The 23,671-nt window shown below is 38.8% G+C and carries 17 protein-coding genes; 12 read left to right on the forward strand and 5 right to left on the reverse strand.

Translation table 11 applies throughout. The features are described from left to right. Positions 1-126: 126 nt before the first annotated feature. Positions 127-3,243, forward strand: coding sequence for a tetratricopeptide repeat protein (locus tag SVZ03_03080; GenBank protein MDY6933189.1), 3,117 nt, complete (start codon positions 127-129; stop codon positions 3,241-3,243). Positions 3,244-3,273: 30 nt separating this feature from the next. Here the strand turns inward: SVZ03_03080 and SVZ03_03085 are convergent, their stop codons facing one another. Then, entirely contained in the window at positions 3,274-3,411 is a 138-nt protein-coding gene (locus SVZ03_03085; GenBank protein ID MDY6933190.1) for a hypothetical protein, read from the reverse strand. Between the two features lie 545 nt (positions 3,412-3,956). Here SVZ03_03085 and SVZ03_03090 point away from each other — a divergent pair. The 4 genes from SVZ03_03090 to egtD all read left to right on the forward strand — a co-directional run bounded on the left by SVZ03_03090 (position 3,957) and on the right by egtD (position 10,068). After that, the gene (locus tag SVZ03_03090) at positions 3,957-4,277 is read left to right on the forward strand and encodes a hypothetical protein (protein MDY6933191.1); all 321 of its coding nucleotides are present in this window, start codon (positions 3,957-3,959) and stop codon (positions 4,275-4,277) included. Between the two features lie 250 nt (positions 4,278-4,527). Then, positions 4,528-4,842 (forward strand): hypothetical protein, encoded by a 315-nt coding sequence (locus tag SVZ03_03095; protein MDY6933192.1) that lies wholly within the window; start codon positions 4,528-4,530, stop codon positions 4,840-4,842. Positions 4,843-5,601: 759 nt separating this feature from the next. After that, positions 5,602-8,997, forward strand: a complete 3,396-nt coding sequence (locus SVZ03_03100; GenBank protein ID MDY6933193.1) for an IscS subfamily cysteine desulfurase — start codon at positions 5,602-5,604, stop codon at positions 8,995-8,997. A gap of 72 nt (positions 8,998-9,069) precedes the next feature. Beyond that, complete coding sequence (gene egtD / locus SVZ03_03105) at positions 9,070-10,068, forward strand: L-histidine N(alpha)-methyltransferase (protein MDY6933194.1); 999 nt, start codon at positions 9,070-9,072, stop codon at positions 10,066-10,068. A 298-nt stretch (positions 10,069-10,366) separates the two neighbouring features. Here egtD and SVZ03_03110 read toward each other — a convergent pair whose 3' ends face one another. Together SVZ03_03110 and SVZ03_03115 are read right to left on the reverse strand one after the other, a co-directional pair. Next, positions 10,367-13,858, reverse strand: coding sequence for a hypothetical protein (locus tag SVZ03_03110; protein ID MDY6933195.1), 3,492 nt, complete (start codon positions 13,856-13,858; stop codon positions 10,367-10,369). Positions 13,859-14,172: 314 nt separating this feature from the next. After that, the gene (locus tag SVZ03_03115) at positions 14,173-14,769 is read right to left on the reverse strand and encodes a 2-hydroxychromene-2-carboxylate isomerase (protein MDY6933196.1); all 597 of its coding nucleotides are present in this window, start codon (positions 14,767-14,769) and stop codon (positions 14,173-14,175) included. Between the two features lie 456 nt (positions 14,770-15,225). Here SVZ03_03115 and yidD point away from each other — a divergent pair, with 456 nt between their 5' ends. From yidD to SVZ03_03135, 4 genes are all read left to right on the forward strand, one after another. After that, positions 15,226-15,477, forward strand: a complete 252-nt coding sequence (gene yidD, locus SVZ03_03120; protein MDY6933197.1) for a membrane protein insertion efficiency factor YidD — start codon at positions 15,226-15,228, stop codon at positions 15,475-15,477. Between the two features lie 17 nt (positions 15,478-15,494). Beyond that, positions 15,495-16,418, forward strand: coding sequence for a hypothetical protein (locus SVZ03_03125; protein ID MDY6933198.1), 924 nt, complete (start codon positions 15,495-15,497; stop codon positions 16,416-16,418). Positions 16,419-16,483: 65 nt separating this feature from the next. Then, positions 16,484-17,086: a hypothetical protein gene (locus SVZ03_03130; protein MDY6933199.1), complete on the forward strand. Its 603-nt coding sequence runs from the start codon at positions 16,484-16,486 to the stop codon at positions 17,084-17,086. Continuing rightward, positions 17,086-18,351 (forward strand): adenylosuccinate synthase, encoded by a 1,266-nt coding sequence (locus SVZ03_03135; GenBank protein ID MDY6933200.1) that lies wholly within the window; start codon positions 17,086-17,088, stop codon positions 18,349-18,351. Before SVZ03_03130 ends, SVZ03_03135 begins: the two co-directional genes overlap by 1 nt. Before the next feature lie 38 nt (positions 18,352-18,389). On the opposite strand, the gene SVZ03_03140 is transcribed toward SVZ03_03135, so the two are convergent. After that, a complete protein-coding gene (locus SVZ03_03140) occupies positions 18,390-19,475 on the reverse strand; it encodes a tetratricopeptide repeat protein (protein ID MDY6933201.1) in 1,086 nt (361 codons plus the stop codon). A 495-nt stretch (positions 19,476-19,970) separates the two neighbouring features. Between SVZ03_03140 and SVZ03_03145 the strand changes: the two genes are divergently transcribed. Next, positions 19,971-20,996 (forward strand): lysylphosphatidylglycerol synthase domain-containing protein, encoded by a 1,026-nt coding sequence (locus SVZ03_03145; protein MDY6933202.1) that lies wholly within the window; start codon positions 19,971-19,973, stop codon positions 20,994-20,996. A gap of 142 nt (positions 20,997-21,138) precedes the next feature. Here SVZ03_03145 and SVZ03_03150 read toward each other — a convergent pair whose 3' ends face one another. Next, positions 21,139-21,405: an RNA-binding protein gene (locus SVZ03_03150; GenBank protein MDY6933203.1), complete on the reverse strand. Its 267-nt coding sequence runs from the start codon at positions 21,403-21,405 to the stop codon at positions 21,139-21,141. A 302-nt stretch (positions 21,406-21,707) separates the two neighbouring features. Here SVZ03_03150 and meaB point away from each other — a divergent pair, with 302 nt between their 5' ends. Both meaB and SVZ03_03160 read left to right on the forward strand, forming a co-directional pair. Next, positions 21,708-22,646, forward strand: coding sequence for a methylmalonyl Co-A mutase-associated GTPase MeaB (meaB, locus tag SVZ03_03155; GenBank protein MDY6933204.1), 939 nt, complete (start codon positions 21,708-21,710; stop codon positions 22,644-22,646). Positions 22,647-22,829: 183 nt separating this feature from the next. After that, complete coding sequence (locus tag SVZ03_03160) at positions 22,830-23,558, forward strand: class I SAM-dependent methyltransferase (GenBank protein ID MDY6933205.1); 729 nt, start codon at positions 22,830-22,832, stop codon at positions 23,556-23,558. Positions 23,559-23,671: the final 113 nt, after the last annotated feature.

Consider the following 23,671-nt stretch of genomic DNA (forward strand, 5'->3'; position numbering starts at 1 on the left):
CTAACAGCAGTTGCTGAATACGATCAAAATGCGCTTTCTGAATATCGAACAATTTTAAGAGATACTGTAAAGCCCATGTTTCCTCCTGAATTATCGGGAGATGCATTTCTAGAACGCTGTAAATTGATGGAAAAAGGGGTTTTGACTAGAGCTGGTGTTCTGCTATTTGGTAACAATCCTTTCATCATATTTCCTTCGTCTATTATTAACTTAACGGTATATTTGGGCAACGATCAAACAGCAGATTCAAAAACTAATAGATATCGCGGTACCATCCATAAACAAATAATTGAAACTGTCGATACTATCTATGAGGAAATTGATAAGTGGGAGACAATAACCAATGAAAGCGCTCTTGCAAAAACGGTTTTTGCCTACCCAATTAAATGTATACGGGAGATTGTTGCAAATTCAGTTGTGCATAGAGATTATGAAGATGAGGGCCGTAAAGTTCATGTCAGGTTATTTTCAGACCGGTTGGAAGTCATAAATCCCGGTAGGTGGTACTCGGTTAGTCTGCCCCAAGGTAAATTTGTTTCACTTGACACACTAATAACATCAGGATCAGTAAAAAGAAATTCACGTCTGTCAGAGATACTGTCTTGGACAAAACTGTTTGAAGGGGAGGCTTGTGGTATTCCCAGGGCTATTAAAGATTGCGAAGAGAAAGACGCACCTATTCCAATCGTAAAAGAAGAAAACGGATTTGTTACTGTCATTATACGTCCAGGCAAAAAGATAATAATAGACAGTGATATTCACGTTCATTCCCAGAGCACCAAACTTCCCAAAATCCTTACGACCAAAAACCCTACAATCTCGCCCGACAAAATCATAGGCCGAAGTGGCGAATTAGAAAATTTGCATAAGCGTTTGTTCGAAAACAGGCAGGTGGTGCTGGTGAACGGTTTGGGAGGCATTGGCAAAACCACTATAGCTCAAGCGTACATAGGCAAATACTGGGATGAATACTATCATATCGCCTGGATTAGCCAGACTTCGGAGGATATTGTTAATGACGTTATTAATACCGAAGGGCTGATGCCCAATCTGAACATACAAAGCCAGGGTAAAGAGCCAAGACAGCTCTTTAATGAAATAATCAATGGACTGAACAGGATTCAAGCCGGGCCCAATCTCTTGATAATTGATAATGCCAATGCTGATTTATGCGAATGGTATGATTATTTGCCGCGTCAGCCGGAGTGGCATATTTTGGCGACTTCAAGGGAGAAGATAGAAAAATTTGATGTACAAGAACTAGGATTTTTATCCCTGGACGATGCTGTTCAATTGTTTGAAAGTCATTATACGCATGGTAAAATAAGCAGGGGAGAGATAGAAGAGCTTGTAACAACAGTGGATTTACACACATTGACCATTGAGATCTTAGCAAAAACAGCACAAATGCAACGGACACACATAAACCAACTAAAAGAAGCAATTGAAAACGACTTAAAAACAAATGTATATGTACACCGCAAGGGCGACAAAATTGAAAGGGTTACCTCCTATTTAAGCTCCAATTTTACAATGAGCAAATTAACAGAAAATGAAATCTGGCTGCTAAAACAATTTACATGCCTGCCGCCAGAATTCCATGACTATGAACTCTTAAAGGAATTGATAAAACCCGAACAGAGCGAAATGGATGATAGTTTTTCCCAGACAATAGAAGAGCTGTATGTTAAAGGATGGCTGCTTAAAAATCAAAATCCGGACAGCTTTAAAATGCATCGGATAATTGCTGATGTTACAAAGAAACAACAAAACATACACATTGCTGATGTGCTGCCTCTAATGGAAAGTGTGACAGAAAAATTAAGCATAGACCAAACCAAAGACAACCCTGTTCATAAATTCCCATGGATACCCTTTGGCAAAACTTTGCTGGGTATTTTCCCGGACTGTAGCGATGCTAAAATTTCGCACCTGCAAAATAATCTGGCATTAGCGCTTAAAGCCCTTGGCGATTATGAAGGGGCAAAAGAGTTGTTGAAAAGAGCCATGCGTTCAGCAGAGAAGAACTTTGGCCCTCACCATCCCGCAACCGCGGTGAGTTATTCTAATCTGGCAACCGTGCTTAAAGACCTTGGCGATTATGAAGGAGCCAAAGGCTTGTTGGAAAAAGCCATGCGTTCAGATGAGAAGAACTTTGGCGCTGACCATCCATCAACGGCTCGGAGTTATTCTAATCTGGCATTAGTGCTTCAAGACCTTGGCGATTATGAAGGAGCCAAAGGCTTGTTGGAAAAAGCCATGCGTTCAGATGAGAAGAACTTTGGCGCTGACCATCCTATAACCGCGGTTCGTTATTCTAATCTGGCAACCGTGCTTAAAGACCTTGGCGATTATGAAGGAGCCAAAGGCTTGTTGGAAAAAGCCATGCGTTCAGATGAGAAGAACCTTGGCGCTGACCATCCCACAACCGCGGTGAGTTATTCTAATCTGGCAAGCGTGCTTCAAGACCTTGGCGATTATGAAGGAGCCAAAGGCTTGTTGGAAAAAGCCATGCGTTCAGCAGAGAAGAACTTTGGCGCTGACCATCCTACAACCGCGGTTCGTTATTCTAATCTGGCATTAGTGCTTCAAGACCTTGGCGATTATGAAGGAGCCAAAGGCTTGTTGGAAAAAGCCATGCGTTCAGCAGAGAAGAACTTTGGCGCTGACCATCCCACAACCGCGGTGAGTTATTCTAATCTGGCAAGCGTGCTTCAAGACCTTGGCGATTATGAAGGAGCCAAAGGCTTGTTGGAAAAAGCCATGCGTTCAGATGAGAAGAACTTTGGCGCTGACCATCCCACAACCGCGGTTCGTTATTCTAATCTGGCAACCGTGCTTAAAGACCTTGGCGATTATGAAGGAGCCAAAGGCTTGTTGGAAAAAGCCATGCGTTCAGATGAGAAGAACTTTGGCGCTGACCATCCCACAACCGCGGTGAGTTATTCTAATCTGGCATTAGTGCTTCAAGACCTTGGTGATTATGAAGGCGCCAAAGGCTTGTTGGAAAAAGCCATGCGTTCAGATGAAAAGAACCTTGGCGCTGACCATCCCACAACCGCGGTGAGTTATTCTAATCTGGCAACCGTGCTTAAAGACCTTGGCGATTATAAGCGAGCTTTGGCATTATCAGAAAAGGCGGTGAATATTCTTACAGGAGCGTTACCCCAGGGTCATCCAAATATTAAAATTGTATCTAATATCCATGAATCAATAAAGCAACAGATTCAGAAGGAAGGGTGAATGAAGAAAATCCCCTGAGAATTCGGGTTTTCAATGTTTAAGAGATACTGCCATTAGATTGCGGTCATGAGGAAGCCGGGAGGGGATGTTCCCAGCATCAACCCGGCCCAGCAAGGGATCACCTATTTTAGGCTCTATCTTAATTGCTTCAGCGTCAAGGTCGCTCAATATGACGCTGACATCTACCCACAAATTAGTGTAAGCCAGGGGATAAGGGGATTATAGAGATAGAGTGATTGGAAAAGTATTTATAGAAAGGCATTAGCAATGGAGTTAAACAATTGAAATATTACAGCTGTCCTAGGCTTGGTATTCCTGTTAACGTTGCTAAGGAGGGGGCAGATTTTAGAAGAATAGAAATTGATTAGATATCTCCTTATCCCTTTAATCCCCGCATCTCCTTGTTTTACACAAAAAAATGCGGGTAGAGGTCAGCATATGACGAGCTGCTTCGACGCTCAAGATCAAGACCTGCATGTAAGTCTATTTGCATAATTATGGTAGTAGTTTAATTTAGCATGTAATTTTCTAATCTATGTTATTCCTACGAAGGCGGGAATCTCTCATTATCCTAAAATAATGAAGATCTTTCTTTAAATATAGAGATTCCGATATTCCACTTCGTTTCAACCGGAATGACATGTACATAATAGTGTAACCACCCATTTAATTTACTACCCGTATTTATTTTTTGTATAATTGCTGAAAATAGCTTGATTTATTTGAGAATAGCCCTATGCTTTAATGTTTCATTCATTTATTATTTATTGGGGAAGGGAGGGCTCTTCTTAACGCGCCGCACAACCCTTCCCGCACCTGTAGAGAAACCATCTACACCTGTAGAATCTTCCTCTACAGGTGTAGAGAGCAATCCTTCACATGAAGAGCGCATATCTCCATGTGGAGAGCGCATTCTTCATGTTGTAGAGGAATCCTCTACACGTGTAGAACAAGCATCTACATGTGTAGAATCCAATCCGCAAGATGTAGAATCTTCCTCTACAACAAGCTATACCCACAAGGGGCATAATTAACGATTTATATACATATATTGTTGCCGCTTCTTATTTATTTGAAGATTTTAAGCGATTGAAGCCAAAGAGCCAAGGGAGATATTGTTTAGTTTGTAGAGAGTTCATTTGAACATGCAATCCTTTTAATCTGCCTTCATCTGCGGCATAAAATCACACTTTATCACCATCTTAATTATAAAGCAAATTCCGGCATGAAGAGGCATGCGCTTCATCTCTGGAAATATTATAAATAAAAGGGGGTGATTGAAAATTGAGGAAACAATCCTTTGCAGAAATAGTAAACTCGACAGAGGTGATGCTATCTGGATTGAGCGCGAACGCTGATCGAGTGGCAAAAAGGGGAATAGACTCAAACTTTATTAATAAACTCGAAAGCCTTCAAAGCGAAGCCACAAGCATTAACAATGAACAGGAAGATTTAAAGGCCAGACTCAAGACAAAAACTCAGGAGCTTGAGAACAAGATAAAGGAAATCAATAAGATGATGAGCGAGGCGAAAAAAGTAGTTAAACTCGAGATGACACAATCTGAATGGAAGGCATTTGGCATTGAGGACAAGAGGTAAAGGGGCAAACCTAGCGGATGTTCCTGCGTAAAGCTGCCACCTGTTTTTGACTTCGATTATTTATCCTATGGTTTCTTTCAATATCGCTAAAATAGCGATCAGGAATGGGTGGCAGGTTTAAGAGGAATACGCATTGTTCTCAGCAGGTTTTATATACATACTTATAGTTATCAGACCTAACCCTTATTCTATCTGATAACAGCTCCTCATACCTCTAATAGATATCTATCCTTCACATATCATCGTGATTCTCTTTGTAAATGACTTCAGCATAGGCAGAATGACAATTGACTGATGTCATTTTTGCAAATATAGGGATCTCATACCGCAGAAAAGACAGCGCAAACAACTGTCTTCCGCCTATTATTTAGGGAGTTGCATACTTTTACAGAATTTTGCTTGAATTATAAAGTATTTTATAAGAATAGTTCATAAAATATTAATAATTTGAGATAAATTTGATTTTTCTCATAGGCATATTATACAGTGATTTTAAGATGTTACAAACACATGTATTATAATAGACCTTGTTCCTAATTCTCTTATGAGAGATCCAAATTCAAACAGAAAATTCTAATGCAATAAAATAATTAATAAGCCTTGATAAAACAATATATACATCCAACCCAAAATACATATAAATCCAATAAGGGATTCAGTGGATTTCTAAAATCAACGCCTGTATCCGCCTTTCTGCTCAGTATATTCTGACTATACAATTATAATACAATTATCACATTTAAGGATATTTTTGGACAAATGGAAAATAAAGAGACATTTAATAAAAAACGGGGGATATGTGGTATCTGCAGCGCTGGTTGTTGGGTTGTGGCAACCTATGACGAAGAGGGCAAAATAATTGAAGTTAAAGCTGATGATGATTCAAGTATGGGCATCATATGTAAATTAGGTGAAGCGTCATCGGATATAATTTACTCAAAAGATCGGCTATTGTATCCGATGAGGCGAAAAGGCGGAAAGGGAACCCATGATTTCGAGCGTATATCCTGGGATGATGCCCTTGAGATAATTGTGAATAGATTAAATTCAATCAAAAGGGACTATGGCCCGGAAGCCGCTGCAATTTACACAGGGGTGGGGAGTTTCGAACTATCGATGTGCGAAGTGTATCAGCCCAGGGGTGTTGCTGTGTCCTCAGCCAATAGCGTGTTGTTCCCCTTTGGCTCTCCCAACACAATGGGCGTTGGGGCATTGTGCTATGTTTCCTATGGAATAATAGCGCCTCATGTTACTATGGGCGAGCTGCTAATCGACATGTTCTCTGATATTGAAAATTCGGGGCTGATCATTGTATGGGGAACAAATCCGGCTACGGATCTGCCGCCGGTTGATATGAACAGATTATTGCATGCGCAAAAACGGGGCGCGCAGGTTGTTGTGATTGATCCCAGAAAGACCATGACCGCAAAACTGACTGACGCAGAATGGATACCCATACGCCCGGGCACGGATGGGGCCCTGGCATTGGGCATGTGTAATATATTGATTAAGGAAGAATTATATGATGAGGAATTCGTTAACAACTGGACAGTTGGTTTCAGCGATTTTTCACAATACGTTCAACACTTCAGGCCTGAGGTTGTTGAGCATATTACCGGGGTTCCTGCCCACACAGTCATATCACTGGCAAGACGAATTGCAGAGATAAAGGGCGTATCACACCTAATGTATACAGGATTGGAATATGGCAGCAGCGGGGTTCAGAACATCAGGGCAACAATAATCCTATGGGCCCTTGCCGGCCAGCTTGATGTGCCCGGAGGGCGTTGTTTTAACATGAAAAAGAATCGCTTTCCAATAAACAGGGATGGGCTTGTTGCAAACCCTGTCAGCAATCCAAGATTAGGTCGCAATAAGTTCCCTGTTTATGTTAAATACAGGGATGAGGCTCATGCTATTGCCCTGCCTGATTCAGTATTAAACGGCAATCCATATAAAATTCATTCCCTTATCATATTAGGGGGATCCATCATAACCTCATGGCCCAACCCTAAGCTTTGGGAGGAGACATTAAATGCCCTTGATTTTCTTGTTTGTATTGACAGGCAGTTAACAGCGGATTCAGCCTATGCGGATATTGTGCTTCCGGCGACTACTTATTATGAAAATGAATCCTATATGACCTATGGATCTGTATTCCGAATAAGAGAAAGGATGATCAATCCGGTTGGAGAGGCGCGCAGTGATTTTTTTATCCTTGCTGAGATTGCAGAGAGGCTTGGATATGGCCACCTGTATCCCCAAAATGAAGAGGAGCTTTTGCGTTATGTTTTAAAGAATTCCGGATTTACCCTTGAGGATGTGCGCGGGGCAGGGGGGATTGTATCAATAGAAACAGAAATGATGCAATACAAGAAATGGGAAAAGGGATTATTGAGGGATGACGGAGAACCGGGATTCAATACTCCATCGGGCAAGTTTGAGATCGCCTCATCAATATTGGAAGACTATGGCTATGATCCCCTGCCGGTTTACAGGGAACCGGAGGAGGGGCCATTGTCCTGTCCCGACCTTTTTCAAAAATACCCGCTAATTTTCAACTCAGGGTCGCGTTCTCGAACAAGCTTTCATACTCAACATCATGGAATAGCATCACTGAACAGGAGGCGTCCGGAGCCGGCGGTTACAATCAATACAGAGGACGCGAGGGCTCGCGGGATAAAGAATGGGGATGAGGTCTCAATAAAGACATTGAGGGGTTCAGTATCAATGAGGGCATTCGTAACGGAAAATATTGTTCAGGGTTGCATTGATGCTAATCATGGCTGCGGCAGTCCTGTGGGACCAAAAGCATGGCAGAGGTGTAATATCAATTCACTAACCGATCTGGATCAGTATGATCCTATCTCCGGCTTTCCTGTATACAAATCCCTCTTATGCGATGTGGTAAAGAGTCCTAGGAAGGGGGATAAGGTTGTAATCGACTCCGGAGAGTCCAGCGAGGATTATTCAGAAGGGTATAGGGATGAATCGAATGTTGAGACCATATATCTAGACCATAATGCCACAACACCCCTGGCTCCGGAGGTTAGTGAAATAATGAAGGAGATGATGGATTGTTATGGCAATCCCTCCAGCATCCATGAAGCTGGGAAAAAGGCCAGGATCTCTGTTGATCGAGCGCGCCGAATGGTTGCCCAGTCTATCAATTGCACCGCGAGACGGATCGTGTTTACAGGATGTGGCTCAGAATCCAACAATCTTGCTATAAAAGGGGTTGCCTTTGCCAATTGGGGCAAAAAAAATCATATAATTACTTCCACTATTGAACATCCTGCCATACTCAATACATGCGGATGGCTTGAAAAATATGGCTTTGAGGTGAGTTATCTCAAGGTGGACAGCGCAGGAATAGTTGATCCTGATGAATTAAAAAACACAATTAGAAAAAATACTTGCATTATTAGCATTATGATGGCAAATAATGAAACAGGTTCAATTCAGCCTATTCGTGATCTGGTAAACATTGCAAGGGAAGAGGGGGTTTTGTTCCATTCCGACGGATCACAGGCCTTTGGCAAGATCCCTGTTGATGTAGAAGCCCTTGATGTTGACATGTTTACCATTTCAGCACATAAGATTTACGGTCCAAAGGGGATAGGGGCTTTATATATTAAAAAAAATCTTACTATGGAAAGTCTGATTTCTGGCGGCGGCCATGAAAACGGACTTCGTTCCGGTACGGAAAATGTTATAGGCATTGCTGGCTTCGGTATGGCAGCGGAATTAGTCCCTCAACATCTCTCTAATATGAAAAATGTGAGAATACTACGGGATAATCTGGAGAAGGGAATCAGTTCAGTATTAAAAGATTACGCATTGAATGGTCATAGAGAGGAGAGGCTTCCCAATACACTCAATGTAACCCTGCCTGGTTTTAGAGGAGAATCAGTAGTCTTAGCAATGGATAAAAGGGGGATTTTTTTCTCATCTGGTTCCGCATGCAGTTCTGGTTCTTCCCAACCCTCACATACTTTACTGGCAATGGGTCTATCCGAAGAAGATGCTCATTGCTCCTTGCGTTTTTCGTTAGGGCATGAAAATAGCCCTGAAAAGATTAATCATGTAATTCGCTCCCTTGGCGAGGTAATTACAAAATCAAAGAATATTGTGAATTTTGTTCCATGCCGCTAATTTTATATGCAGAACATATTCTCATTTGCTTTTGATTATTAATTTATTAAATTATATTTTTAGGAGAAATTTATGACTTCGCAGTATCAAATCTTACAATCAGGCGATGTAGAGGTTGCAAAATCTCAACAGGAATTTGCAAAGGATATTCTATTTGGGCTATCCCAACCTCAAAAATGCCTGCCAAGCAGATATATATATGACACCCAGGGTAGTAAGCTCTTTCAACAGATCATGGAATTACCCGAATATTATCTTACTCAATGTGAAACAGAGGTTTTACATAGACATAAGGACACAATTACAGATTTTTTTGAGAGTAACAGCTTTAATCTAGTTGAACTAGGGGCAGGCGATGGGAAAAAGACAAAGATATTGTTAAGCCATTTTCTAGAAAATAACTTGGATTTTCAATATGTTCCAATAGATATATCTGAGACGGCTATACATGAATTGTTAGATGAATTAAACCAGGAGTTTTGCGAATTGGAAAGCAGGGGTCTGGTTGCTGAATATTTTGAGGGGTTAAACTGGTTATCAAACTTAAATCATAGATGTAATGTTGTATTATTTCTGGGTTCGAATATCGGCAATTTTAAACCATTCGAGGCCCGGGATTTTTTGTTATGCCTCTGGAATGCATTAAACGATGGTGATTATGTATTAATAGGCCTTGATCTGAAGAAGGAAATTGAAATGCTTTTAGGAGCCTATAATGATTCTCAGGGTATAACCGCTAAATACAATCTAAATATACTTGATCGAATTAATTATGAGCTGGACGGAAATTTTGATCTGGATAATTTTGAATATTACTGCACTTATGATGTCTCCTGCGGCGCAATACATAGCTTTCTGGTCAGTCAAAGGGAACAAACCGTTAGCATCGGAGCGCTAAACCGAATGTTTCATTTTGAGGCCTGGGAAGCAATACATACTGAGTCTTCCTATAAATTTTTAGAAAAGGATTTTTCAACACTCGCTGAAGAGACCGGATATGAGGTTATTGGGAATCTCTATGATTCCAGGAGATATTTTGTTGATTCCCTATGGCAGGTTAATAAGATGTGACGGATTTTCCCCACAGAGAGCCACTCTTAAGCATGAGGAGAGTTGAATAATCTACATGTTGAATATTGTGACGTAAAGAAGTAATTACATTATTCAGCATAGCATTCACCACACCCTCAGTGCCCTTAGACCCCGTTATTTAAGATCGATACAACCCAAACAATGGGGTAGATTGGTCCTTATAGTAAAATATCAATTAATCCTTAAAGATGCAGATTCTTGCATGTGCTAGGCATTATGGCGCTGCCACAGCAATTAATTGAGAACCTTGAAAAATCCTGAAACCCTCTTCAATAGCTCATAGTCTAAATAGTGTTACCTCTCTACCAAATACCTTAATCGTTATCCTTGGATTATCGGAAGACAGATTCACCTCACCCCCGAGGATGTGAACTGTTTTACATTTTTTTATAATTATACCGCAATAACATGCTTCTCCTTCAATATCATAACCGAAAGATGCATTACTGATCGATACTTCCAGGAGAACCTCATCAAGTCCAATAATAACACATGGAGTATTAATTGTATTAGAACCAATCAATTCAAAACCATCTCTGGAAAATCTGCTAGATACCTCAATTGTTCTAAAAACCGTCCCCACTTTTCCATAGAGTTCAATAGAACTTGTAGAGACAAAGAGTCTTGAACTAGTGGAAAGAAATACAGGAAAACTTCCAACCACGAAATTCAAACCGCTCTCTACTTCTAAATATGAACTCTCACCAATCCCTGGTCTAAAATCAACAAATGTTTCAATGGCTCCCCCAATATCAAATTTTATAACCGAAAGCCTGGAACTTGAGGAGATTATGCCGCCAAGGTTAATTCCCTCCCAACTTATCCTCATTGCTGCGGCTACATGATTCGTAGAGCCTATCTTCATCTCCTGTAAAATATTTGAGCTCGGTAATGAATCAACAATATATTCCGGAGCGCCAAATTCAAAGGAAGCGCCAGCCTCGCCAAAGATCTTTAAATAGGAGTTATTCGGAATTGAGAGATTTGAATCAATATGGAGTTCAATCACCAAGCCTGCCCTCAAATCGATTGTTGAGAGTTGCGTAGCTGATTTCACCTCACCCCGGATCCATACACCATCCTTATTTATTCGCAGTTCAGCAGTGGTAAGCACCATGGTCTGGAAGTTATTTAATACATTGGATGGCACTGCTAAACCAGCAAGGCCGGCAGTGCTAAAGTTGAGACCAAACTCTCCCTTCAGACGAAGGAAATCCCGATCTGGATTCTTTAGATCAATTAAGCCAGAAGCCTCAACGCTTGCATCCTCATTAAAACTTATTGGCAACCTATCGTTTATATCTATATTAAGCCCCTGGTCTAACCTTCCATGAAAGTATAGAGATTTCTCTTCATTTCTAACATTCACAATCGCATTTGCTTCGCCATCAAGATTTAATTCTCCAATATTACCTAAAGGCAGATCCACCTTCATCTTCCCTGCCATGCCAAAGGTAAAATCTATATCTTCTGTGTTTTCAACATACAATCCGTCTAAATCGGGATCAATATTGAGAAACAACTCCCCTGTGCCATCAAACGAAAGATTGCCAGGTATATATGCAAAGAGAGGCATCCCTAGGCCCAAATCACCCTTAAAATAGAGATGGGCATCAAATCCGGGTTTATCATCCTTTATATAAAAGCCCTCAAAATCCTTACCAAACCAGTCAAAGGATAGATCAATCATCCCTGGTGTCTCGCTAAACTGCTCAAAATAGTCTGGCTTATCCTTCCCAACCTCATCCCATGTTTTTAAGATAAAGGGTATTTGAGAATACAATGAAATCCCAGCGGTAAAATTTAGGGAACTGGTCAGTAAGGGATAACTACTCTCAACGCTCTCATCAAAAAAGAATGTAGCATTCAACGGATCAAGCACAATTGTAGTTTCGCTATTTGCTATACCCGTAAGATAAAAGGGGAGTGATAATTTAAAAAACATATAAGTATTTTCTGACTTGAGGGGAAGTTCAAGGGCCTCCATGTTTTCGCCTAAATCTATACCTATCTCCACTTGTCCAGAATTTGCAGTCTCAAGCCATGTTAGAAAATCATTAATAAATTCGGATGAATACAATAATGACAGCATTTCAATATCCGGCATTGGAAAACTTGCTGAACCGTATAGTTTACGAAGGCCGTAGGGTATGCCATCTTCTCCATATTCTGCCATGAGTTCGCAATTATGAATCTCAATCTCCTCGCCATCTAATGTTATTATATAGATTGTGCCTTCAATATAGAAACCGCCTTCCTCTATACTAACATTAACTGAAAGTGTTTTGAAGATTATCGGATACCCGCTTTGTGGATTGAGGGTGAAGTATCTGAATCCCTCTTCATCAATATAGTCATTATTAAAATATGTCTTCAAAGACCCTCTATACCCATTTGTTATTCCATAGAGTATATTGTCCCACTCCTCATAAAAGTATGGGGGTGAGTCTGAATTATATATGCCAAACCAGTCTTCACCGGAAGCTATCGTTTCATTGCCATCATTGTTGGTGTCGCCTCCAAGTTCGTCGTCATTGTATGAGGTGAAATAGACGCCCCTCCCATTATAATTATTGAGATTATCACCTTGGTAATTAAGCTTCGTTTTGTAGAATTTAATAATAATATTATCAGAGAGAGTCAGCAGATTGTCAGAATCTATAGCTAAATCATCGAGTACAACAAAGGGAACCTCAGTCTCTGCCCAAGTTATGTTGCCGACTATGGAGGGAGTCTTTTGAATAAAAATTCCATTTCTTTTATTTGTCTTTGATAGATCCTTTGGATTATGAAATATATTTGAATCATCAATATTAAATCGAATATCCCCCACAACGCATAATGGCTTTACATTATCATAAAAATTATTCTTTGCAATTTTTGTCCCGCTTCCAACATTATTAACACACAGCGCGCCGGAATCCTCGCCTGTATTATGCGCAAAGGTACAGTTTGTAACAGTTGCATTGGTAAAAGGCTCAAGCAGGAGGGTCTGTTCTCCCTGTCCAGTGGCGCCGCCATAATAGAATTCACAAAAGGTAAATACTGATCTATTCTGACCTCCAACAATCTCAATATGAGCCCAATCCCCTGGAACAGGATTGGTATTATCTTCATCACCATTGGTATCTCCCCCGCTTCTGTCATCATTATAGGATGTAAAGATGATAGGCTTATTCTCATTACCTAGGGCTATTATATCCCCCCTCCCCTGGATGCGCTTATTTCTCCTGAACTTAACAATTGTCCCTGGTTCAATTGTAAGCTCTCCATTAATCTGAATATTTTTTTCGATAATATAAATTGTATTAGCCTTCCAGAGAGTATCACCAACAATATTTGAATATATTCTCTCTATTTTATTTGACTCAGGAATCACAGTGATGTTGATTGTATCAGTAACTGAATCTCCTCTGGAATTTGTTGCATTAAGGGTGATTACATGAGCGCCGATAGTAAGCCTATTTATAGAAAACATGTCCCCTACTCCTATCTGGCCATCTAAACTTGATGTCCAGATCAACGAATCACCGCTTAACTCCCCATCTTCATAGTCCATCGCTGTACAGGCTAGGGTGATATTATCATTTTCTACAAATTCCTTATCCGGTTGTGGTGATATTATGGATGTTACAAAGATATCGCTATAAAATTCATTATTGGATATATATTCTCCATCATCATTGCCGCTACAGTTGATCAGATGGAGGGTAGATATTAATATCAAGGTTATTATAAATCTTGTGTATAGCCTCTTTCCTATAAACATGGAAACCTCCCAATAATATTTATGCTTTCATATCAATTATGGGCTATGATTAAAGCTATTAGTGTATTGTCAATGTCTTTTCAGATATACGAGTGGATAATGGTTTAATTAGTCGAATAGATTAAGAAGAAAAAATGTGGATTGAGATCCCATGAAAGGGCTATAATTATTCAGGGCGTTATTATCGGGCGGTGAAATTACATCCAACAGTAATGAGTCAAAATCCCGGCACTGCATGTCTTGCAGAAGGCGGTATGGAGTCAATATTGTTCTGATGAATAATATTTCGTCTATCCACTCCCCTTGACACTTGTTTAGAGTTCCTCATTCAGATATGCCCTCATCAATACAAGCCGATCGTTTCCCCAGAACATCTTATCCCCCACAAAGAAAGTAGGTGCCCCAAAGGCGCCGCGGTTTACCGCTTCAGTAGAATTCTGTTTTAAAGCTTCCTTGATTTCTGGCTCCTGAGTCAGTTTTATAATTTCATCCCCGCATAGACCGGCAGATGAAGATATACTCTGAATAATCTCCGCTAAACTCGGATCTTTTCCCTCAGCCCAGTATGCATTCATTATGGCAATAGCGAATTCACCCCCCTTACCCAGGCGTTCTGCAGCAATAGCGGCACGCATTGGCAAGATGCTGTTAACAGGAAAAGAGGATGGAAACTGAAGTGGGACTTTATAATAGGCAGCCCAGGCTTTCAGATCATCCAACATATAGGAATTTTTTGATTTAACCTCCAGTGGAGGCCTGTTGCCGGTATCCTTAAATACACCGCCAAGCGAAAATGGTCGCCACTTAACTGAGGTGCTGCATTCAGAGGCAATATTAACGATTTGGGTAGAAGCAAGATAAGTGTAGGGACTTGATACATCCCAGAAGAATTCAATAGTTGTATCAGACATTTTTATCTCCAATATAATCTCTTTTGTTTGCTAACTATAGGATCTTTCTTATAATATTAATTCAACCCTTTTTTGAAATCCCGTTAGATATTGGTATTTGTTCTTGAACTATTTGCCTTGTTTACTTATATGTGTAAAGATGTCGATTATCTTACATGATAATCGACATTCATTTCAATCAATTAGGTCTAATCCTTTTGTATACAATGAATTATACAGCGTACACATTGATTGAAATGAAATCATTAATGATTTACAGAAAATTTAGCATCAGTTCTGAAGTTTAATTAAGAAGAGATAGGAGATAATATGTTAAGGTTTATTCTCTTGCTTATGCTTATGGGGTATTGCCTGCCCTCATCTGCCTTTGCAGGTGCCGCTTTTTCTCCATGGAAAGCTGATGTTAAGATTGCTGATGAAAATATAATGATTAAACATAATTTAAAAAAACAAAATATTAACGTTTATAACAGCCCTCAGGGGGGAACATATTTCCTAATACGGTTCTTTCAGATTGTAATATCCCCTCAGGATGGGCCAAGTTGCAGATTTCATCCAACCTGTAGCAATTATGGCAGAATTGCCATCTTGAGATTCGGAGCAATTATTGGGGCTATGTTAGCCGGTGACAGAATAATAAGATGCAATCCCTATTCTGCTCCTGGGGAGGATCCAGTGCCGGAGTCAATTATAGGAGAAGACAAATAGAGGTTATTATCCCTATTATGAGAAATCGGTTTATAGCAATATCCATAATTTCCATGATCACTATCATTGCAGGAGGTTCTTTTCTTCATGGTTCAGTACCTAGAGATTTGATTCAAAAGCAGAAGTCCTTCGTTAGAGAACTCTACTTAAAGGAACGGTATTTTGATTGCATTGCCGAGGCAAGGCGGACTCAATGTATAATTTCAAAGACGAATAATTGGCATGAATATGCCTATTTTATTGAAGGATGCTATTATTTAGGAAAACAGTACAAATCCGTTATTTCCCATATTGGACTGGATGATGAATCAGATGATCTGAGACTTCCATTCCTAATAATGCTATCTCAATCATATCTCAATATTGGATTGTCTAGTAAGGGCATGGATGTTTTAAGACAGATCGATTATGTTGAAATAGGAGAGGATGAGAGATATGAACTACTTCTAAGGAGATGTGAAATATTATTTAGGAAATCAGAATATGAAAACGCCATCTTTGAAATAGGGATTGCAAGGAATGATATTATTGGAAGGGAAGATGATATAGTGAAGATGAAAGAGGATATAGAGATGTATAGAGAAATAGGAGAAAGATCAAAATGGCTTTCTGTTACTCTTTCATCCATCTTCCCAGGGGGAGGTCAGGTATACTCTGGGAGATTGATGGATGGCATGATCAGCTTTATATCTGTTTTGGCATCTGCTGTAGGTGCGTATCAATTTCATAAAAGGGGAGAAGATTCGCTTTCAATAACCTTTGGATTCCTTTCACTACTATTATATGCCGGGAATATATATGGAGCATACAATTCTGCAGAGAGGATGAATATGCAACGAGATAGCTGCTTCAAGTTAAAGTTGACAAAAAAGTATATTTCTCCATATAATCCAATGAATTACATTAATATTGATAGTATTTTGGGGATAAGTGATAAATAACTTTATCCTTTACTTAATATTATTCCGATATAAGGAAAAGAAAATATAAAAGAGAGAGAGAATAAATGAAAAAGAATTTTTTTGCTTTATTCATTTTATTTATTATCAATAGTCCTTTATTTGGTGAAGAAGTAAAAAAGACTTCGAGTCCGGGTATCCCTGTTCAGTCCCTATATAGTGAAAAGTTGAAGATTAAAAACATCAGTTTCAATAGGCTCGTTGATGTTCAGGGAAAGGGTGAGACGCTTGAGGTTGAATTTTTACTAAAGAATCTGATAGATGATCCACAGTACCTATATATAGTTGTTGTTGCCACCTTTGAGAAGGTGGAGAAGACGAAATCCAGTTTTGAAATGCCTATACCCCCAAAAAAAAGGATTAGGAGTTTTGTGCCATATCCGGATGATATTAGCAATTATGAATATGATAATCCCCAAAAAGAGGGCGAGAAGAGGCTCATTAAGATGCCCAAAAATCCAAAAGCTGGGATAAATCCGAACACGGGCAAACCCTATCATCTTGTGAATCAGATGATAGTTAGAACATATCATTTGAGTAATTACAGAAGTAATTACTTTTATTTCAATGAAGTTGCAATTATTATTTTCGATGCAGAAGGCAGCCTAATATATAAGCAGCTATACAAAATATCAGGTGTACGTAGATAATGACTTGTACAGCAATAATCGGAACTCAATGGGGTGATGAGGGAAAGGCGAAGATAATCGATTACTATACCCAGGACGCTGATATCATAGTTCGATATCAGGGCGGTGCAAATGCCGGTCATACTGTTGTGGCAGAGGGAAATAAATATATATTTCACCTTATACCTTCCGGGATACTCCATAAGGGAAAGATATGCGTTATTGGTAATGGCGTTGTTATTGATACAACAAAATTGATAGAAGAGATAGATCTATTAAAGGATCAGGGCTATGATATAAGTGAACGATTAATAATTTCGGATTCAGCTCATCTAATAATTCCCTATCATAAAGACATTGATGAAGGTATGGAGAACCTCAGATCGCAGAAGATTGGCACTACAAAGCGCGGGATTGGTCCATGCTATTCCGATAAATGTCTGCGGTTAGGATTGCGTGTTGGGGATATTTTTGATAGGGAATATCTGATAACTAGAATTAAGGGCGCTTTAGCTTTCAAAAACAGGCAGTTGGAGAGAGTATATTCTAAGTCTGGTTATAAGATTGATGAAATTATAGATATGCTTGATAAATTTCGAGAACGAACCCATAGCATGATAACAAATACACAGAACTATCTCCATAATTCCCTAGAGAAAGGGAAGAGGGTTTTACTTGAGGGCGCGCAGGGTAATGCCCTTGATATTGATCATGGAACCTATCCCTTTGTAACCTCTTCCAACTCATCAATAGGGGGAGCTTTAATCGGAACCGGTTTGAATCCTTTTTGCATTACTGATGTTGTAGGCATCGCAAAGGCATACACAACAAGGGTGGGCGAGGGTCCCTTCCCTTCTGAGGACAAAGGAGAGGATGGTGACCTATTAAGAGAGAAGGGCGCAGAGTTCGGGGCAACAACAGGCAGGCCAAGGCGATGTGGCTGGTTTGATGTGGAACTGCTCAAACACGCAAAGAGAATTAATGGACTTACAAGCCTTGCGCTTACCAAAATGGATGTTCTTGCCGGGGTGGAGAAGATAAAGATTGCAGTAGGTTACAAAGTCGGCAATCGGAGGCTAGAATATTTTCCCTCAAAGATGCTGGATAGGGTAGATCCCATCTATGAGGAGCTTAACGGCTGGAATGAAGATATTTCAAGTTGCAAAAGCTTTAAATCACTACCAGAAAACGCTAGACGCTACATAAATTTCATTGAGAACAGTCTATCGTTGAAGGTTTCAATAATCTCAGTCGGTGCGGAGAGAGAGAGCACCTTTGTGAAGTAAAATCATCTTTGATGAAGGTGATTGGATCGAATCTTTTATTATTTTATATACTTTGATACCGAATTCGAGCGGAATGATCGAAGTTTTGCTTCATATTCCTTAGCCTTCTTTTTGTCTCTATCCTCAGTACATAGCTTGACAAGCTCATCCAACGCTCGCAAATGATTGGGTTTGAACTCAAGTACCTGCTCACAGACACTGATTGCCTTTTTTATTTTTCCCTGTTTTTGATATAGTCTTGAGAAACCTAAAAGCGCAAATGGATTAAACCCGATATCCAAACTCTTCTGGAAATATTCTGTAGCCTTGTCATATTGGTCAGCCCCTAGGTAAGCGTCTCCAATGCGAGTCAGCAATGTCTGATTCTCCGGTTCTTTTTCTATTATTCTCTTCCACCAGTTAACTGCATCCATATAGTTTAACATGCCACGTTCACAATCTCCAAGTCCAAAGATAGCATAAGTATTGTCAGATTCAAGGTTCAGGGCACGTTGATAATATTCCTTAGCTCTGTTATAGTCCTGCCTATGTCTGCAGATGTTTCCTGCCATAGTTAAGATATTTATGAAATTTTCATCAATGGCTAGCAGCTTGTCAAAATAGCAGAGGGCTTTATCATATTCCTCCATTTTATAATATAGATCCCCAATACCCAACAGGGCATATTTGTCATGGGCATATATACTAAGGGATTGTAGATAATAGGATTCAGATTTCTTATATTCCTCGAGTTTTTTATAGGCATCCCCAAGGCGTGTCATCACTTTGTTGTCATCACTCTTCTCTTCTAGGTATTTATGCCAGTATTCTATTGCATCTGTTAGCTTTTCAAGTCCGCGATATGAATCACCAATACCACGAAGTGCGAATATATTTACTGGATCATTCTGAAGGACAATACCGTAATAATTAATGGATGTCTCGAAATCCTTTTTCTCTCTAAATAGGTCGCCTAACCCAACCAGAATATATGGATTCTGTGGATCAATGGCAAGCGCCTTTATAAAGACATCTTCTGCATCCTTAAGGCGTTTCTGTTTTAGAAAACGTGTTCCCTGACGAGAAAGCTCGATCACTTTTCGTGATATACGAGACGGGAAAGCTGTGCTTGTAAAAAGAGCCATCTGGAACCTCATCCATGATGATTTTAATAAACTACGCTACCTCCAAGTAACGCTTTTCATCACTTGAGTAAAAGTGAATATAAGATAATATTATATTGTAATGCTGACTTATAAGAATTTGCCAACTTATTAGAAGGTTATAAAAAAATAATAATTACATATAATTAAAAAGTCAACACAAAATAGAGCAAAAATATATCATAGTTTTTCAATGGAATAATTACATCCAAATTGTGATTTATAGTCAATAATCCTATGAAGTTATGATGAAATGAGTCTGGAAGAAGCCTATTGCCCCTTCAATATGATAGGATAAGCTAACTTGTTATTGACATATTACTATCACTAAGGCGAATAATTACTCATCTATTGATATATAATACTGCTAATTATCTTGTTGATCATAGGAAAAATCGCGCCCAGAGATCAGAATCCTTGATTATTAACCAAAATATGAATTATATTCAATAATCAATAATGAAAGGGAATGAAATCATGAAAGAGAACAAGTTTGAAAGGGATGTTCAAACCATTATACGCAAATGGTTGCCTTGGATATTGACTATATCTATCTTTATCTATTTGTTTCATAGAATTCCGATCGTAAATATTATAGATGCTATTGAACAGGCGGATATCGCTTTATTTTTACCTATATTAATCTTTTGCGTATTGTTTTTTTATCTAATAGATACTTACATCCAGACTTTTCTCTTTCGATCATTCGGGACTGATGTGAATTTTAGAGACATGGCTCCAATCCGCGGCGCAACTTACTTGATCGTCCTTCTAAACTATGTAGCTGGCCAGGGAGGTATGGTATTATTGATGAACCGATGGAAAAACTTAGCCATATCCCGCGCTACATCAGTGGTAATTTTTAGCTTATTTGTAGATTACTATACATTATTAGCGCTCTGTTTAGCAGGCGCCTTCAGCCTCCCTGACGTAGACTTAGCTAACTTCTTCGATCTAACAGAGGCAGGACATCTGGTAAAGTTTATAGTCCTTTCATGGATGGCAATAATATTCTTCTTGATCTTTTTTTTATGGATATTGCCACATTCAAATGGTCTAGAATGGTTTAAAAAGAATGAATTATTGGCCTCCTTTCGTGAGGCTCATCCATTATTATATATTCAGGTAGGCTTGGTTAAGTGTGTTATGTTTGTAGTTGGAATAATCTGTATATATTTTGCTCTTAGGGCATTTCACATTTATGTACCGCTAATTGAACTCAGTGTAATGCTTCCATTGGTCTGGTTTATCGGCTCTATACCCATTACTGTAATGCGAATGGGAACCACTCAAGCTGCAATGGTGTGGCTGATAGTACGTTATGCAGAGAGCGACCTTGATATAAAATCACTGGAAGCAGTCATATTGGCCTTTAGCCTATTGTGGGAAACAGGATTTATTTTTGCACGATTTGCAATTGGATCTATTAGTTTCTCTCTTTTACCACGAAACCTATGGGTGCGTAAAGGTAATGTAATTTCTGATGAATTGAAGCAGGATTAAACGGTTTTTGTAAGTTATATATAAGATACATATATATCCGCACTCCAAGGTCAAATAGGAATGAAGGCATATATGTATCTTTTTGTGATAAAAACTATAGGAGCTTTCATCTTTTTTCCTATCTAAAATAAGATCTAAATCCCTAAGATGCCAATGCCCTTTTATTTACTCCTCGTCTTAAGGGTATTACATTATTCACCTTTATATTTCTTCCTTCTAATTTGAAACCATTCAATGCATTTCTTGCCTTTTGAGCTTGTGGGCTGCTGGACATTTCAACAAATCCAAAACCTCTAACTTCAATTATATTGACATCCCTGACTTCCCCATAATGTGAAAATAGTTTTTCCAAATCTCCTGGGGTTACAGCATAATCAATATTATCCACGAATAGCCTTTTGTTGTTCATTTTGTCCCCCTTATAATTTTAGGATAAATATTCATTTAACAATAATTAATCGATATGAAAGGTCAATTAAGGACAATAATTTTCCTCTGATCTATAATTATTATCTTAGTAAAATCTTATCAAGATAAGCACTCGTTCATGATTAGTCAAGTAAAAAAGTTAAAATTTTTATATTTAATTACTTTTTTTGTAATGTTGAAGTGACATTATTTTTTACATTTTGGGTTGACATTTTACTTCAAACATTTAGCCTTGATCCCTATCTTAGGGATAGGGATTTAGCCTGAATAGGAGATTGAATAGTGGATATAAAGAAAGGTATTTTAGAGGGTAACATTTTATCAGCAGCCAGGATGATTTCAATGATTGAAAATGACAGGGAAGAGGCGGCTAATATCATTAAGGAAATATTCCCTTATACAGGAAATGCTTACTTAATAGGAGTAACAGGTTCTCCGGGGGTTGGTAAGAGCACACTTGTATCTCAAATGATTAAAATATTCAGAGATAGAGGCAAAACTGTTGGTGTTATAGCAGTTGATTCATCTAGCCCCTTTTCAGGGGGGGCGTTATTGGGTGATAGAATAAGAATGCAGGAACACGAAATGGATCCAGAGGGCGTTTTTGTTAGGAGTATGGCAACTAGAGGCAATCTTGGTGGATTATCTAAAGCGACAAGAGATGCTGCATATGTTATGGATGCTATGGGAAGAGAGATAATTATCATTGAAACTGTTGGAGTAGGACAGGTTGAATTGGATATAGTCAAGACAGCTTACACAACAGTAGTCATTCTGGCTCCAGGAATGGGAGATACTATTCAGGCTATGAAGGCTGGAATTATGGAGATAGGGGATATCTTCATTGTCAACAAAGCTGATCATGAGGGGGTTGAAGAGACATTAAGGGATGTTGAATATATGCTGAATATGGGGGCTGATGAAAGAGAATGGCATCCAGATGTGTATAAGACGATTGCTGCCAAGGGGGAAGGGGTTGAAGACTTTATTGATGGTATTGAAAAGCACAGAAAATATCTTGAGGATGCTGACCTCAAATTGCAAAAGGTGTATGGAAAAGAGCAATTGCTTGACCTCCTTAAGGAAAGGGTAGAAAGACGTATTATGAAAGATGACAAACTTGGGGAAGAGTTTGTTCAAGAATATGTGAAAAAAATCATACAAAGGGAAATTGATCCCTATACTGTTTCTGAAATAATGATGAACAAGATAGGGTTATAAATTTTAATTTACTTTTCCCTCCCACCATTATTGTTCCATCGAATAAAATTTCGTTGACTTTAAATTTATCAAGTTAATAAGCTTGAGCAAATAGTGTATATTGCCACATGCCATGTGGAATATTTTATGAATCCTATACATTAGAAATTTTCACTCGATCAGATGGCTGTAAGATTAAATAATATGGACTCAGAGAAACAATATTTTTATCCTGATGTATTTGATGTGATAACGCTTTCACTAGCACACTCAAAAGATCCAGATCTAACATTTTGGAAAAAATCAGAAGACTCGATTCTTTCATATGCTGAGGAAATGTTCAAGAGAAACAGATTCAACAAGCTATTGGATGTGGGATGCGGCGATGGAAGGCTTACAGTTAAATTCTCAAAGTATTTTAATAGGGTTATAGCACTTGAACCTGATAAGATAAGAATGGAGTTTGCAAAGTATAATGTTCACAATAATAACATTTCAAATGTTACATTTGTACAATCTCCCTTCCTGAAGGCCGGAATTCAGGATGATTACTTTGATGTTGTTATCTGTAATCATGTTATCCAGCATATTAATACTGATATGATAGAGCCTACGATACAGGGTATTTTTAACGTTTTACGAAAAGATGGCATCATTGTGCTTACAACATCCTATTCAAAAAGAAAAGATGATTATTTTCTTAAATCCTTTTTGGATAAAGAAGGCAATGTCAATGGAACTGATATCTCTGAAAAAAGCTTCAATAACCTCATTATAAATGAGCAAAGAATTCTGCCCATCCATTTTTTTACGGTGGATAATCTAAAGGAATACTTATCCAAGTTTTCATTAATTAAGTTAGATGTTTTTGATGATATATACCCTCACTCTATGCTGGACACAGTTATTTTCATTGGATCAAAGCCTAGTTAGATTTGATCTTACATGGATATTACTATTTCTTACAAATATCGATTATCAATTTGCTCATTTCCTTGACATAAACAAGGATTATGATTAAATATGACTGACCAATTTTAGTACTT

The sequence above is a fragment of the Spirochaetota bacterium genome (assembly GCA_034190085.1).
Taxonomy (GTDB): domain Bacteria; phylum Spirochaetota; class UBA4802; order UBA4802; family JAFGDQ01; genus JAXHTS01.

What these genes read in the sequence shown, in the direction of transcription:
- SVZ03_03080 (MDY6933189.1), top strand. Translation starts at nt 127, where the DNA reads ATGGAAAAAGGGGTTTTGACTAGAGCTGGTGTTCTGCTATTTGGTAAC.
- SVZ03_03100 (MDY6933193.1), top strand. Translation starts at nt 5,602, where the DNA reads ATGGAAAATAAAGAGACATTTAATAAAAAACGGGGGATATGTGGTATC.
- egtD (MDY6933194.1), top strand. Translation starts at nt 9,070, where the DNA reads ATGACTTCGCAGTATCAAATCTTACAATCAGGCGATGTAGAGGTTGCA.
- SVZ03_03110 (MDY6933195.1), bottom strand. Translation starts at nt 13,858, where the DNA reads ATGTTTATAGGAAAGAGGCTATACACAAGATTTATAATAACCTTGATA.
- SVZ03_03115 (MDY6933196.1), bottom strand. Translation starts at nt 14,769, where the DNA reads ATGTCTGATACAACTATTGAATTCTTCTGGGATGTATCAAGTCCCTAC.
- SVZ03_03125 (MDY6933198.1), top strand. Translation starts at nt 15,495, where the DNA reads ATGAGAAATCGGTTTATAGCAATATCCATAATTTCCATGATCACTATC.
- SVZ03_03130 (MDY6933199.1), top strand. Translation starts at nt 16,484, where the DNA reads ATGAAAAAGAATTTTTTTGCTTTATTCATTTTATTTATTATCAATAGT.
- SVZ03_03135 (MDY6933200.1), top strand. Translation starts at nt 17,086, where the DNA reads ATGACTTGTACAGCAATAATCGGAACTCAATGGGGTGATGAGGGAAAG.
- SVZ03_03140 (MDY6933201.1), bottom strand. Translation starts at nt 19,475, where the DNA reads ATGGCTCTTTTTACAAGCACAGCTTTCCCGTCTCGTATATCACGAAAA.
- SVZ03_03145 (MDY6933202.1), top strand. Translation starts at nt 19,971, where the DNA reads ATGAAAGAGAACAAGTTTGAAAGGGATGTTCAAACCATTATACGCAAA.
- SVZ03_03150 (MDY6933203.1), bottom strand. Translation starts at nt 21,405, where the DNA reads ATGAACAACAAAAGGCTATTCGTGGATAATATTGATTATGCTGTAACC.
- SVZ03_03160 (MDY6933205.1), top strand. Translation starts at nt 22,830, where the DNA reads ATGGACTCAGAGAAACAATATTTTTATCCTGATGTATTTGATGTGATA.